The 14,106-nt window shown below is 71.9% G+C and carries 10 protein-coding genes; 1 reads left to right on the top strand and 9 read right to left on the bottom strand.

Annotated elements, in window-relative coordinates; all coding sequences use genetic code 11:
• Window position 1 precedes the first annotated feature (1 nt).
• The 7 genes from ctaD to LUM46_RS24095 all read right to left on the bottom strand — a co-directional run bounded on the left by ctaD (window position 2) and on the right by LUM46_RS24095 (window position 9,168).
• A complete protein-coding gene (gene ctaD, locus LUM46_RS24125) occupies window positions 2-2,533 on the bottom strand; it encodes a cytochrome c oxidase subunit I (RefSeq protein ID WP_274997622.1) in 2,532 nt (843 codons plus the stop codon).
• 3 nt (window positions 2,534-2,536) lie between these two features.
• The gene (gene coxB / locus LUM46_RS24120; RefSeq protein WP_274997621.1) at window positions 2,537-3,565 is read right to left on the bottom strand and encodes a cytochrome c oxidase subunit II; all 1,029 of its coding nucleotides are present in this window, start codon (window positions 3,563-3,565) and stop codon (window positions 2,537-2,539) included.
• Window positions 3,562-3,999, bottom strand: a complete 438-nt coding sequence (locus LUM46_RS24115; RefSeq protein ID WP_274997620.1) for a cupredoxin domain-containing protein — start codon at window positions 3,997-3,999, stop codon at window positions 3,562-3,564. The genes coxB and LUM46_RS24115 overlap by 4 nt, the downstream gene beginning before the upstream one ends.
• The gene (locus tag LUM46_RS24110) at window positions 3,996-5,762 is read right to left on the bottom strand and encodes a GMC family oxidoreductase (protein WP_274997619.1); all 1,767 of its coding nucleotides are present in this window, start codon (window positions 5,760-5,762) and stop codon (window positions 3,996-3,998) included. The genes LUM46_RS24115 and LUM46_RS24110 overlap by 4 nt, the downstream gene beginning before the upstream one ends.
• 1 nt (window position 5,763) lies before the next feature.
• Complete coding sequence (locus LUM46_RS24105; protein ID WP_274997618.1) at window positions 5,764-6,834, bottom strand: gluconate 2-dehydrogenase subunit 3 family protein; 1,071 nt, start codon at window positions 6,832-6,834, stop codon at window positions 5,764-5,766.
• Window positions 6,835-6,929: 95 nt separating this feature from the next.
• Entirely contained in the window at window positions 6,930-8,594 is a 1,665-nt protein-coding gene (locus LUM46_RS24100; RefSeq protein ID WP_274997617.1) for a thiamine pyrophosphate-binding protein, read from the bottom strand.
• A 223-nt stretch (window positions 8,595-8,817) separates the two neighbouring features.
• Window positions 8,818-9,168 carry a TraR/DksA family transcriptional regulator gene (locus LUM46_RS24095; RefSeq protein ID WP_274997616.1) on the bottom strand — a complete coding sequence of 117 codons (351 nt, stop codon included), beginning with the start codon at window positions 9,166-9,168 and terminating at the stop codon, window positions 8,818-8,820.
• 513 nt (window positions 9,169-9,681) lie between these two features.
• Here LUM46_RS24095 and LUM46_RS24090 point away from each other — a divergent pair.
• The gene (locus LUM46_RS24090; protein WP_274997615.1) at window positions 9,682-10,497 is read left to right on the top strand and encodes an MBL fold metallo-hydrolase; all 816 of its coding nucleotides are present in this window, start codon (window positions 9,682-9,684) and stop codon (window positions 10,495-10,497) included.
• A gap of 198 nt (window positions 10,498-10,695) precedes the next feature.
• Here LUM46_RS24090 and LUM46_RS24085 read toward each other — a convergent pair whose 3' ends face one another.
• The gene (locus LUM46_RS24085; RefSeq protein ID WP_274997614.1) at window positions 10,696-12,159 is read right to left on the bottom strand and encodes an NAD-dependent succinate-semialdehyde dehydrogenase; all 1,464 of its coding nucleotides are present in this window, start codon (window positions 12,157-12,159) and stop codon (window positions 10,696-10,698) included.
• The gene (locus tag LUM46_RS24080; RefSeq protein ID WP_274997613.1) at window positions 12,156-14,084 is read right to left on the bottom strand and encodes an FAD-binding monooxygenase; all 1,929 of its coding nucleotides are present in this window, start codon (window positions 14,082-14,084) and stop codon (window positions 12,156-12,158) included. Before LUM46_RS24080 ends, LUM46_RS24085 begins: the two co-directional genes overlap by 4 nt.
• Window positions 14,085-14,106: the final 22 nt, after the last annotated feature.

Genomic DNA, 14,106 nt, shown 5'->3' with positions numbered 1-14,106 from the left:
GTCAGACCACCACCGTGGGCAGCAGGTCCGTGGCCACCCAGGCCACCGCCCAGACGACGAGCACTCCGGTCCACAGGACCGCGGCGTTCTGCAGCATGATGCGAGGGCGGACGTCGCGCGTGTGCGTCAGGCGGGCGACGAGGGCGGACACGGTGATCCCCAGGCCGAGCACCGTCGCCAGCGCCAGCGTGCCGACCAGCATGAGGACCCCGGAGTCGTAGGCGTGGGCCGTGTGGTCCAGGCCCCCGGCCGGCCACTGGGCGACGGCCAGGGCCAGCGCCACCGTGCCGGCGGTCGCCGTCGTCGCGCCGGCCGCGAGGTGGGCCGTGCGAGCCACCGGCGTGGCGTCGTGCTCGAGCGGGCCCTGGCGTGACCCCCACCAGGACGCCGCGATCGCCACCAGCAGGGCGAGCCCGGTCCCCGCCGACAGCCACGGCGTGCCGAGCGTCGCGCCGTCGGGCCACACCGGTGCGTTGACCTGGAGGAAGAGCATGCTGAACGCGACGGTCGACACGGCGACCACAAGCACCACCGCCGCCATCGTCGCTCCCCACCAGCCGGGCGACCGCGGGCCGGGGGCCTCGACCAGGTACTCGCCCCCCACCGGCTCCTTGGCCTCACCGGCGCCGAGCTCGCGCTCGTTCTGAAGCTCCCACACCACGAGGCCGGCGACGATCAGGAGCACGCTCAGGCCCACGACCCAGCCGCTCTCCACGAGCAGGCCGACCGCCGCCAGGGCGAGCCCGCCGGCGGCCAGCAGCGGCCAGATGCTGGGGCTCGCCTGTACCGCCGCCGTGCCCGGCCGCGCGCTCAGCACGGTCGTGAACGGTGTGGCACGGACGTTCTGCGGGGCATGGTCGAACGCGGCGGCCATCCGGTCGAGCTCGGGATCGTCCGGCGGCGGGTCCCACAGCGGGGCCCGGCTGCCCACGACCGGGATCCGGGCGAAGTTGGGCGCCGAGGGCGGTGAGTCGGCCGCCCACTCGAGCGTGTCGGCACCCCAGGGGTTCGGTCCCGACCGCTCCCCGCGGCGCAGCGCGCCGACCAGGGTGATCGCCGCGAGCACGAGCCCGGTGGCGAAGACGAACGCGCCGATGGTGGACAGCAGGTTCAGCAGGCCGACGCCGAGCCCGGCGTCGTACGTGAACACCCGCCGCGGCATGCCCCACATCCCGGTCAGGTGCATGGGGAAGAACGTGAGGTGGAAGCCGACGAACGCCAGCCAGAAGCTCACCTTGCCGAGCCGGGGCGACGGCATCCGGCCCGTGAACTTGGGCCACCAGTGGAACAGGCCCGCGAGGACGGGGAACAGCATGCCGCCGATCAGCACGTAGTGGAAGTGCGCGACGACGAAGTAGGTGTCGTGCACCTGGGCGTCGAACGGCGCGGAGGCGACCATGACGCCCGTGATGCCACCCGCGACGAACGTGAACAGGAAGCCGAGCGAGAAGAGCATCGGCACGGTCAGCCGCGGCCGGCCGGACCAGAGGGTCGCCAGCCAGGCGACCACCTGCACACCGGACGCCACGCTGATCGACATGCTCGCCGCGGTGAAGAACGACAGGGTCACCGGTGGCAGCCCGGTCGTGTACATGTGGTGCACCCACAGGCCCAGGCTCATGATCGCCGTCACGACCACCGCGGCGACGACGAAGGGATAGCCCACGAGCCGGTGGCGGGAGTGCACCGGGATCACGTGGCTGATGATGGCGGCGCCCGGCAGGAACATGACGTAGACCTCGGGGTGCCCGAAGATCCAGAACAGGTGCTGCCACAGCAGCGGGTCGCCGCCCCGGTCCGTCTCGAAGAAGGAGGTACCGACGTTGCGGTCGAGCTCGAGCAGCAGCGAGCCCACCAGCAGGGGCACGAAGGCCAGGATGATCATGCCCGCGACGCACAGCATGGTCCACGCGAAGATCGGCATGCGGTCCAGCGACATGCCGGGCGCACGCATGCCGAGCACCACCACGATCATCTCGATCGCCGCCCCGATCGCCGCCAGCTCGGCCAGCGCCAGCCCGAACAGCCAGATGTCCATGGCCTTGTCGGCGAACTCCGGCCCGGACAGCGGGACGTAGGCGAACCAGCCGGCATCGGGCACCATGCCGACCAGGAAGCTGCTGTACAGGATGATCCCGGCCAGCAGGTAGCACCAGTAGTTGAACGTGTTGTAGCGGGCGAACGGCATGTCGCGTGCGCCGAGCATCAGCGGCAGCAGGTACGCCGCCAGCCCTTCGAGGAACGGCACGGCGAAGAGGAACATCATGGTCGTGCCGTGCATGGTGAACAGCTCGTTGTACGTCTGGGCCGAGAGCACCTGCTGCTCGGGCTGCGCGAGCTGCACGCGCATGAGCAGCGCCTGCAGGCCGCCCACGAAGAAGAACACGAACGCGGTGACCATGTAGCGCGTACCGACGGACTTGTGCTGCACGGACGTGAGGGCCCGGCGCCAGCCGCGCGGCCGGGCCCAGACCTCCTCGAAGCGTGCCCGCTCCTCGGCAGTCGGCGCTGGCTGCTGGTCCGTCGTCGTCACGCGCTACTCCAGGCTCTCCAGATAGGTGATGAGGTCGTCGAGCTCGTCGTCCTCCAGCTCGGTGCCGGGCATGGCGTTGCCCGGCTTGACGTCCTGCGGGTGCTCGATCCAGCGGGCAAGGCTCTCGCGGTCGTTGGGCAGCACGCCGGCCCCGATCATCTGCCGGCTCGCCAGGTGCGTCAGGTCCGGCCCGAGCGTGCCCTGTGCCTCCGTGCCGGCGACGGTGTGGCAGTAGACGCAGGACGAGGACATGAAGATCTCCCGGCCGGCGGCGACGTCCGAGACCGGTCCGGAGGCGGGCCCGGGGCCGCTCTCGACGTCGTCCCCGTCGCCCTCTGCGGGGTCGGCGGGCTCAGCGGGCCGGGCCTGCGCCTCGAGCCAGCCGGCGTACTCCGGTTCGTCGTGCGCGACCACCACGAACCGCATCCACGCGTGCTGGAGACCGCAGTACTCCGCGCACTGGCCCCAGTAGGTGCCGGGCTCGTCGGCGCTGAGCGTCAGCACGTTGGTCTCGCCCGGGACGAGGTCCACCTTGCCGCTGAGCTGAGGCACCCAGAAGCTGTGGATGACGTCCGTGCTGGTCAGCTCGACGCGAACGTCCTGACCCGTGGGGATGTGGATCTCGTTGGCCGTCTCCACGCCCTGCTCCGGGTACCGCACCTCCCACCAGTACTGCTTGCCGTCGACCTCGACGACCGTCGCGTCGGCGGCGCTGCTGGCACTGCCGGTGTCGCGGAGGACCAGCACCGAGTCGGCCATCACCCCGATGATGATCAGTGCGGGTACCACCGCCCCCAGGAACCCCACGACGAGGTGCCCGTTGCCGGTCGTCGGCCGGGGCGCGTCGTCGGTCTGCTCGGTGCCCTCCTGCCCGCCGCCGCGCCGCCGGCGCAGCACCGCGACGAGCGCGACGGTCACGACGACGACCCAGACCACCGATCCCACTATCAGCATCAGCTGCCAGTGGCTGTCGACCCGGCTGGCGTCCTCGCTGGCGGGCGGGAACATCACAGGGACACGGAGATCGATCATGGCAGCTCCTTCACCTGGATCGTGACGAGCGCCGGCGTGCCGGTCCCGGCCAGCCGGGCCTCGACGACGTACTCACCCGGTACGTCCAGCCGCGCCGCATAGGTGGCGCCCGCCACCAGCCGGCCCGAGTCGATCGGAGCGGCTCCTGGCGGAACGGCCGCCGCGCCGTCGTCGAGCGCGATGGATGCCAGGTGCTGTGGCCGTTCCGAGCGGTTGACGAACCGCACCTCGCTGCCGGCGGACGTCTCCACGGTCACCGGTTCGAATCCCTCGGCGGTCAGGCGTACCTCCGTGGGCGGCGGCACGTTGTTCCCCGCGCACCCGGACATGACGGCGACGGCGACCAGAACTGACGCCGCTCCCGCCGCGATCCTGGCGGTCGGGCGGGTCGTCGCGCGTGCCGTCGTCCGGGTCGGCGCCCCGGCGCGGGTCACAGCAGCTCTCCGGGCCGGGCGAAGTAGCGGTCCCGGATGGCCTCGGCCGTGCGCAGAGCCAGCGCGCCCACCGTGCCGGTCGGGTTCGCCCCGGGATTCTGCGGGTACAGGGCGGCCCCGGTGACGAACACGTTGGGCGTGTCCCACACCTGCCCGTAGCTGTTGGTCACGCTGTCGCCCGGGTCCCGGCCCATGATCGCCCCTCCCGTCGGGTGCGTGCTCTGGTACTGGTCGATCCGGTAGGGACCCAGCTCGGCCTCCACGGTGACCCGGTCGGGGTTCATCGCCCGGAGGATCTCCTCGCAGCGGGCGGCGAGGAAGCGATGCATGTTCCGCTCGTTCTCGCGCCAGTCGAAGGTGATGCGCAGCATCGGCAGGCCCCACTCGTCCCGGTAGGTGGGATCGAGGTCCAGGAAGTTGCCGGCATAGGCCGGACTGTCCCCCTGGACGTTCACCGTGCCGACCTGGTCCCAGTAGCGGCCCAGCATCGACTTCCACTCCGCGCCCCACTGCCGGTCCGCGAAGCCGTCGAGGAGCGTGTTCGACGAGCTGATCGGCTCGCGCTGGCCGGCCGCGGCCGCGATGGCCGCGCCGCCCAGGAAATCGAGGTCGGAGTGGTCGAAGTTGTCGCCGTTGTAGTCGTAGATCTGCGAGTTGGTGCAGCCGTTGCCCATGAAGAAGTTGAACGACTCGTCCTCCCACAGACCCTTCGCGGGGGACTGCTCGAGCTGGTAGGTGTAGTTGCGCCCCACCTGTCCACGGTCGTTGCCGATCCCGTCCGGGTGCGCGCCGCCTCGGGACAGGAGCAGCATCCGGACGTTCTCCAGCGTGAACGCCGAGCAGACCACCACCTCGGCCGGCTGCACGTGCTCCTCGCCCCGCGAGTCGACGTACCGCACGCCCGTGGCCCGGCCGTCGTCGGCGGTCTCGATCCGCAGCACCCGGCAGCCGGTACGCACCTCGTAGCGGCCCGTGTCCAGGGCCGGTGGAAGCCAGGTGGTCAGCGGGCTCGTCTTGGCGCCGACCTCGCAGCCGTAGCGCGTGCAGAACCCGCAGTACAGGCAGCCGGCGCGGGTGTTGCCGTACGGGTCGGTGTAGCCCTGCGACAGGATGCCCGCCGGTGTGGGGAAGGGGTGCAGGTCCAGGCCCGCGGAGGCATCCTCGAACAGCTGGCCGAACTTGCTCCGGGCGAGCGGCGGGTTCGGGTACGGGCGCTGCCGCTCACCCTCGAACGGGTTTCCGCCCGGCAGGATCTGCCCGCCGAGGTTCCCGGCCCGGCCCGAGACACCCATGTCGTACTCGAGCTGGTCGTAGTACGGCTCGAGGTCGTCGTAGCCGATCGGCCAGTCCTGCGTGGTCATCTCCGCGGGGATGCGGTCGCGGCCGTACTTCTCCTCGTTGAGGCTGCGGTAGCGGAAGTCGTCCGGCAGGAACCGCCAGGTCAGTGCCGTCCAGTGCACCATGGAGCCGCCGAGCCCCTGGCCGGGGTGAAAGCTGCCGAACTGGCGGTAGGGGAGCGACGGCGAGCGTTCGTCGGGCCGCCAGGTCCAGGTGGTCCGCGAGATGTCCTGCATCATGGCGAAGCGATTCTGGAAGCGCAGGGAGTCGTGGTTGTGGGCGAAGTCGGGGTAGGTCCACTGGGCCGGCCCCTGCTCCAGCGAGACCATCTGCAGCGACGTCGGTGGCAGGATCTGGGAGGCGAGGATCGAGGCGGACATGCCGCCGCCGATCGTGACGATGTCCACCGGATCGTGTCGCCGCATCTCAGCCCTTCCCGACGTGGTCGTGGGGCCGCTCGAGCGCACCTCTGCCGCCGCCCGGGCGGTCTGGGTTCATGACGGGCAGCCCGTGCATCGACCGCGGCTGCTTGTCCGTGCCCCGGAGCATCTCCTCCGGTGAGTAGGAGCGCTGTGCCGCCGGCCATCCGACCAGGCGCCAGCCCGCCAGGTCCTTGTTGCCGCCGTACGCGGGGTCGGCGAACATGCCCTCGATCGTGTCCGTGCGCACCATCGAGAAGAAGCCGCCGGGGTCCACCTCGCCGAACACCTCTTCGGCCTGGTCCAGCACGTCGTCGCTGGTCGAGGTCTCGGCCCCGTCGTCGCTGGTCGAGGTCTCGGCCCCGTCGTCGCTGCCCTCCGCGGCGCTGCCGGTGACCTGGTCGGCGGCCTCGCTGCGCTGCCCGTGGTCGTCGAGCACCACGAGGATCTCGTCCTGGCGTTCCGGACCGAGATCGGCGAAGAAGCGACCGTACCGGGTCTGCGCGTACCGGTCGAGGGCACCCAGACCGAGCCGGTAGGTCTCCTGTGGAGGCCGGCGGCCCTGGTGCCCGTACCGGTAGAGCTGTCTCTCGGCGATCGGCACGGCACCCTCCTCCACCTCGCTCGGCGCCTCCTCGTAGGTGCTCGCGAAGGGACCGTGCGTGTACGTGGGCTCGGCATACGGGTCGTGGTCGGCGAGCTTGCCGTCGATGTACGTCGCCACTCCCATCTGGACGGCGCCCGGGTCCCGGTCGTCGCCGGGCACCAGGCGCGCGAGCATCGCCTCGAGCAGGCGCGCCTCCTGCTCGGTGAAGAAGCGCAGGCTGTCCGGTGCCTCGTCGGGTGGCAGCGGGGACCGCTCGGGCTGATGGACGCGCTCGTCGGTGGTCGCCGTCCCGGCTGCTCCGGCCGGACCAGTGGCGTCCGGGGTGCAGCCGGCCAGGGTCGCCCCGCCGACGAGCCCGGCCCCACCGATCATCGACAGGGACTTGAGCACCGACCGCCGGGTCACCACCGGCCCAGGATCCCTGCTGGCATCGCGCCCAGGTCGGTCGGTCGTGCTCTCGTCGGCGGTCACGGGATCACCTCACGGAGGATCGCGGTGCGGCGTTGGGTCGGCCGTTCGACGTTAACAACGCTCCTGCCACTCGCAAGTGGCCCAGCAGGCCCGTGCTAGCGAGTGCGGTTCGCCGCCAGGATCTCCTCCTGGTACGGCGCGACGACGTCCCCGGAGACCCGGCAGTCGAGCAGCAGGAAGCGGCGGTCGGCGACGGGCTCGGCGGTCCACCGGGCAACACGGTCCAGGTCGGCGAGGGAACGCACGACGACACCCTCCGCGCCGACTGCCGCCGCGAGCGCCGCGAAGTCGGTCTCGGGGATGAGCATCGGCTCCTTCGTGATGCCCTGCCGCCCGTACACGTGCACCTCGGCGCCGTACGCGGCGTCGTTCCAGACCACGGTGATGCCCCGGCCGCCGGCGGTGCGCACCGCGGTCTCGAGGTCGGCCAGCGCCATGAGCGCTCCGCCGTCGCCGGTGGTCAGCACGACGGCGTCGTCGGGGCGGGCCGCGGCGGCGCCGGCGACGCTGGGGAAGCCGAGCCCGATGGACTGGTAGGCGGTGCCGACCATCACCATGCGGTCGGGGGAGGCGACCGGCCAGTACATGTTGGCCCAGCCGATGAAGTGCCCGCCGTCGGACACGACCACGCGCTCGGCGGGCAGCAGGTCGGCGAGGCGGTGCGCGACGGCGCGCGGGTCGAGGCGCCCGTCGGGGGCGATGCCGTCGGCGGGTCCGGTGTCGTAGCGGCGGGCTGCGGCGACGTCCACCGTCTCGCGCCAGCCGGAGGGCTTGGCGCCCAGGGTCTGCAGCTCGTCCAGGAGGATGCGGGTCACGAGCGTGGCGTCGCCCCGCACGAAGCCCCCGACGTGCCGGTGCGTCGCGGCGGGTGCGGTGTCGACCTGGACCACGCGCGTGCCCGGCGCGAACAGGTCGCCGAACCGCATGGTGAACTGGTTGAGCGATGCGCCGACCACGACGGCGACGTCGGCCTCGCGCACCAGCTCCATGGCCCGCTCGGCGCCGAAGCCGCCCGCGACACCGAGGTCGTACCGGCCGTCGGGGAAGACGCCGCGGCCCAGCGCGGTCGTCGCCGTCAGCGCGCCCGTGGCCTCCGCGAGCTCGCCGAGCGCCTCGCCCGCGCCCGCCAGCCACGCGCCGCGGCCCGCGAGCAGCAGGGGCCGCTCCGCGGTGGCGAGGTGCTTGGCGAGGTCGGTGATGGCGGCGGCGTCGAACGGCCCCGCCGGGACCATCGGCCGGGGGAGCGTGGGTTCCGGCGCGTCCGGGACCGGACCGGCCTCCAGGGCGGCGACGTCGTAAGGGATGGCCAGCACCACGGGCACGCGGTAGGTCAGGGAGTGCTCGATGGCGATGACGCTGGTAGCCGCGGCGTCCGCGCGGCCGACGGTATAGGTGCGGGCGCCGACGGCGGCTGCCAGCGCGATCTGGTCGACGTCCCAGGGGCGCGGGCCCGACGTCGGCTCGTCGCCGGCCAGCAGGACGAGCGGCACCCGGGCCGCCGCCGCCTCGGCGAGCGCGGTGAGCGCGTTGGTGAAGCCGGCCCCGTAGGTGGCGGTCGCGGCGGCGATGCGGCCCGACGCGCGGAAGTGGGCGTCGGCGGCGACCACGCCACCGGCCTCGTGCCGGACGGCGGTGAAGCGCGCGGTCGTCGAGCGCTCCAGGGCGTCGAGGAACCAGGCGTTGCCGTTGCCCATGACGCCGAAGACATGGTCGACGTGGCGGGCGACGGTACGGGCGACGTGTGCGGAAACGGTGGGCACGAGGGCCTCCAGGGAAACAGTGACGGATGAGTGGTGCGGTCCGTATGTGTCCCGTGCGGGCCAGGCCCCTGGCCCGCCGCGCGCCCCTTTTTCGAGCGCAGGCGGTGGTGTAGGTGGTGTCCGCCTTGACGTTTCGGAGTATATCGCCGCTGGCGGGGTGGTTGGGTGGCGCGGGTGTCTGGATTGCCGTGGGGGTGCCAGCTTGTCGACAACGCGGTGTCAACTAGCCGGCGGCGGCACAGCCGATGCACGTGCGGGCCGTGGGCCGGGCCAGCAGGCGGTCCCGTGCGACCGCGCCTCCGCAGCGTTCGCAGTAGCCGTAGTTGCCGGCGGCGAACCTCGCGAGCGCTGCGTCCACGTCGTCCAGGTGGTTTCTGGCCGCGGCGAGCAGCGTGCTCGCCTGTGAGCGCTCGAAGGCGATCGTCGACCCTTCGGGGTCGTGCTCGTCGTCGGACGCGGTGAGCTGCGACGCCTCCACCATCGAGGCGATGTTGCCGGAAAGAGAGGAGATCAGGTCGGCCGTGCGCTCGCGGTCGGCGATCAACAGCGCATGGATGTCGGTGATCGGAGGCATGCTCCTGCCGCCTTCCTCTCGAGTCTCCGGCCGGTCGACTGTCGCACGTACCGTCAACGACCGCTCGCGGAGTACACGCTGAACTCGGGCAGGAGCAGGTGCGAGGCGACCGGACCGACGAAGACCAGACTTCCTGGTGATCACCCGCGTCTGATGAGCGGTGGCTGTGTCGGGCACAAGCCAAGCCGATCGAGAGGTGCTGTGCCTGGCCCTGTTACTGCCCGGCTGGGCGCCTGGCGCCGGGCCGTCGCCCGCCTCGACCACCCGGCATCGGTGAGGGCGGACACGAACCGTTCCCGACGGGCATCCATGACCGGCCGCTACTTCTTTCCCGGCTGTCCGGGGTGAACCTGGTGCGAGCGTGTCCCTGGCAGGCATGCCGCCTCGTCTGCGCCGGTGTGCTTCCCCGGCCAGCGACTCGGACGCCTTTCGGTGGACACTGGGATCGCCGGCCACGGCCCACGCCGCTGGCGCACGGGCCGGGACAACGGCCCGATGAAGGGGAACCGCCGCATGACGTTCTGGATCTGCCGCAGGTGCGGCGTGGAGCACGAGCCACGGCCCGCCGTGTGCGCGATCTGCGCCGACGAGCGTGAGCTGGTTCCGGCCGACGGGCAGCACTGGACCACGCTCGACGAGCTGGTCGCCGAGGGGCAGAGCGTCGCCGTCGAGGAGCTGGAGCCCGACCTGGTCGGCCTCACGACGGTGCCCGACGTCGGCATCGGTCCTACTGCGAAGATCGTCCGCACCAGTGCGGGCAACCTGATGTTCGACGTCCTGGCCTACCTGGACGACGACGCCGTCACCGCCGTGGAGGATCTGGGCGGGCTGGCGTACATCGTGGCGAGCCATCCGCACATGTACGGGGTGCAGGTGGAGTGGAGCCGCCGGCTCGGCGGGGTCCCGATCCTGGTCAGCGAGGCCGACGCCGGCTGGCTCGCCCGGTCCGACGACGCCGTCGAGCTGTGGAAGGGTGACCGCGAGATCCTGCCCGGCGTCACGCTGAGCCAGCCGGGCGGGCACTTCCCGGGTTCCGTGGTGGCGCACTGGGCGTCCGGCGCGGCGGGCAGGGGCGTGCTGCTGGGTGGCGACACGATCTTCGCCAACCCGGACCGGGCGTCGGTGTCCTTCATGCGCAGCTACCCCAACCGCATCCCGCTGTCGGGTGTGGTGGTGCTGCGGATCGCGCACCACGTGAGGCGGTTCGAGTTCGACCGGCTCTACAACAACTTCCGGGGTGTCATCCCGGCCGACGCCCGGTCGATCGTGCTGCGCTCCGCGGAGCGCCACGCGGCATGGGCCCGCGGCGACTTCGACCACCTCACGTGATCCGTTGCGACCGGCGAGGCGCGCGACCGGACGAGCTCGTGGCATTCAGCTCCACCTATGACCTTGATGCCCAGGCGGTCTCCGACGCCGCCCTCGGTGGGCTGCTGCACCTCGGCCCGGGCCCGGGAGCGGCGTCCGCGCGGTAGACGTTGGTCTCCCGCCGGACGCCGTTCGAGGGCGACGGTCTGCTGGCTGCCGTCAGGCCGGCGTGAGCGTGTACTTGGTCTGGAGGTACTCGTGGATGCCCTCGGCGCCGCCCTCGCGGCCGAGCCCGGACATCTTCCAGCCGCCGAACGGCGCGGCGGCGTTGGAGACGACCCCGACGTTGAGCCCCATCATCCCGGTCTCCAGGCGCTCGATCATCCGCTGACCGCGCGACAGGCTCTCGGTGTAGACGTAGCTGACGAGCCCGTACTCCGTGTCGTTGGCCAGGGCCACCGCCTCGTCCTCCGTGTCGAAGGTGGCGATCGCGAGCACCGGGCCGAAGATCTCCTCGCGCAGGATGTCGCTGCCGGGCGCGACACCGGTGAGCACCGTCGGCTCGTAGAAGGTGCCGGGCCCGTCGATGCGGGAGCCGCCCGTGGTGACCTCGGCGCCCCGGGACACCGCGTCCTGGACGAGCGCCTCCGCCTTGGCGACGGCCTTGTCGTCCACCAGCGGGCCGATGTTCACGCCGGACTCGGTGCCGCGGCCGACCACGAAGTCGTTCACCGCGGCGGTGACCCGGCGGGCGAACTCGTCGGCGACCAAGGAGTGCACGATGAAGCGGTTGGCGGCTGTGCAGGCCTGCCCGATGTTGCGGAACTTCGCCGCCAGGGCACCCCCCACCGCCTGGTCCAGGTCGGCGTCCTCGAAGATCACGAACGGGGCGTTGCCGCCCAGCTCCATGGAGGTGCGCAGCACGCCGGGCGCCGCCTGCTCCAGGAGCTTCTGTCCCACGGGCGTGGAGCCGGTGAAGGACAGCTTGCGCAGCCGCGGGTCGGCGATGATCGGGCCGGAGACGGCGCCGGAGCTGGACGTGGTGATCACGTTCACAACGCCGTCGGGTAGCCCGGCGTCCTGCAGCAGCCGCGCGAAGTACAGGGTGGTCAGCGGAGTCAGCGCCGCGGGCTTGATGACCACCGTGCAGCCGGCCGCCAGCGCGGGCGCGATCTTGCGCGTCGCCATGGCCAGCGGGAAGTTCCAGGGCGTGATGAGGAAGCAGGGGCCTACGGGGTGCTGGCTCACGATGATGCGTCCGGTGCCCTCCGGGTTGGGCCCGTAGCGGCCGGAGACGCGCACGGCCTCCTCGGAGAACCAGCGCAGGAACTCGCCGCCGTACGTCACCTCGCCGCGGGCCTCCGCGAGCGGCTTGCCCATCTCGAGGGTCATGAGGAGCGCGAACTCCTCGCTGCGCTCCTGCAGCAGGTCGAACGCGCGGCGGAGGATCTCGCCCCGCACGCGGGCGGGCGTCGCCGCCCAGTCCGCCGTCGCGTCGACGGCCGCGTCGAGCGCTGCGGCGCCGTCCTCGGGGCCGGCGTCGGCGATGGTCTTGATGGTCGTGCCGGTCGACGGGTCCTCGACGGTGAGCGTGGCGCCCGCCGCGGCTGGCCGCCACCGGCCGCCGATGAGCAGCCCGTCGGGGACGGCGTCGAGCAGGTCGGACTCGCGGGTGTCGGTCATGCGTTCTCCTTCGTGCGCGTGGTCGTGCGCGTGGTGTCCTGCGGCAGCAGTGCCCCGGCGAAGAACGCGCTGAGCTCGTCCCTCGCGCTCAGTGGGAGTACAGCGGCAACGTACTGGTCGGGCCGCACGACGACTACCGCGCCACCGCGGTCGATGCCGCGCAGCTCGAAGATGTCCTGTGCCGGGTCGGTCGCGTACACCTTCTCGTAGTCCACCAGCCCGAACGGGCCGACTCGCGGCGTGAAGACCTCCGGCACGTCGGGGAACTCGACGCCGAAGTGGTCCTGCTGGTAGACGACCTTGACGTCGAGCACCGAGTCCGGGTCGGTCCCCGCGGGGGTGTGCCGCAGCAGCGGGGAGCCCGGCGCGGTGCCCAGCCACTCCGCCCATTCTCGGAGCGCCGAGGGCTCGCCCGGCGCGGCGGCGTCGGCGAACGCGTAGACGCGCCACCGGCCGTCGGCGCGGGCATGGTGGCCGAGGTGAGCGGGGTTGCCCTCGGCGACGCGTTCCACCGGGGCCGACTTGAACCGCTTGCCGATCGGGAAGCCGGTGGCGAGGTGCTGATGGACCGGCTCCGACACGATCATCGATGGCTGGTACTGCGTCATGAACCCGCACGGGAACTCGGCGGTCTTGACGTAGAAGTCCTCGAGATAGGTCGGGTCGGGCAGGTCCTCGGGAGGTGTGGCCATGAGGCGTGACCACTCCCGGTCGAAGTCGATGAGGTTCTGGGCGACGACCTGCCGTTCGGCCGAGTAGGTGGCCAGCAGCCCCTCCGGCGCCCGGCCCGTGAGCACGTGCGCCAGCTTCCAGGCGATGTTCCAGCCGTCCTGCATCGACACGTTCATGCCCTGCCCGGCCTTGGCGCTGTGCGTGTGGCAGGCGTCGCCCGTGAGGAACACGCGGGGCGTGCGGGTCCCGGTGAGCTCGTCGGGGACGTCGTCGAACCCGTCGGTCACCCGGTGGCCCACCTCGTACACGCTGTGCCAGGGCACGTCCTTCACGTCCAGCGTGTAGGGGTGGATGATCCGGTTCGCCCGCGTGATGACCTCCTCGAGCGACGTGGCGCGGATGCGGCTGCCGTCATCCGGCGGCACCTCGCCGAGGTCCACGTACCAGCGTGCCAGGAACCCGCCCTCGCGGGGGATGAGCAGGATGGACCCGCCGTCGTGCGACTGGATGGCGCACTTGGTACGCACGTCGGGGAAGTCCGTCACGGCGAGCACGTCCATCACGCCCCAGGCGTGGTTGGCCCGGTCGCCCACCGGCTTGCGGCCGATCGCCTGCCGGACGGCGCTGTGCGCACCGTCGGCCCCGACCACGTAGCCGGCGCGCACCGTCCGGTGGGTGCCCTCCTGCGGCCCGGCCGTGTGCCGCAGTGTCACCGTGACCGGGTGCGTGCCGTGGTCGGCCACGGTGAGCCCCACGACCTCCAGGCCGTAGTCCGGGGTCACGCGGGCGGGCGCCGTGGCCGCGACCTCGGCGAAGTAGTCGAGCACCCGGGCCTGGTTGACGATGAGGTGCGGGAACTCGCTGATCCCGTGGGCGTCGTCGGGCGGGACGGCGCCGCGCACGATGTTCGAGGGGTTGGCGGGGTCGGGCTTCCAGAACGCCATCTCGGTGATCCGGTAGGCCTCGGCCGTGATGCGCTCGGCGAACCCGAACGCCTGGAACGTCTCGACGCTGCGCGCCTGGATGCCGTCCGCCTGGCCCATCTCGAGGCGGCCGGCCCGCCGCTCGACGACGTGGGTCCGGATGTCGGGGAACTGCGCGAGCTGTGCTGCGGCGATCATGCCCGCCGGGCCGCTGCCGACGATGAGCACGTCGACCTCGTCGGGCAGCTCGGTGGGCCGCTCGAGACCGTAGCCGGCCGCCGGCTGGACACGCGGGTCCCCGGAAACGTAGCCGTGATGGTGGAACTGCATCGTTCTCCCGTTCTGTTCGTGG

The sequence above is a fragment of the Promicromonospora iranensis genome, assembly GCF_028994805.1.
Lineage (GTDB): Bacteria > Actinomycetota > Actinomycetes > Actinomycetales > Cellulomonadaceae > Promicromonospora > Promicromonospora iranensis.
This window is presented reverse-complemented; position numbering and strand designations above follow the sequence as displayed.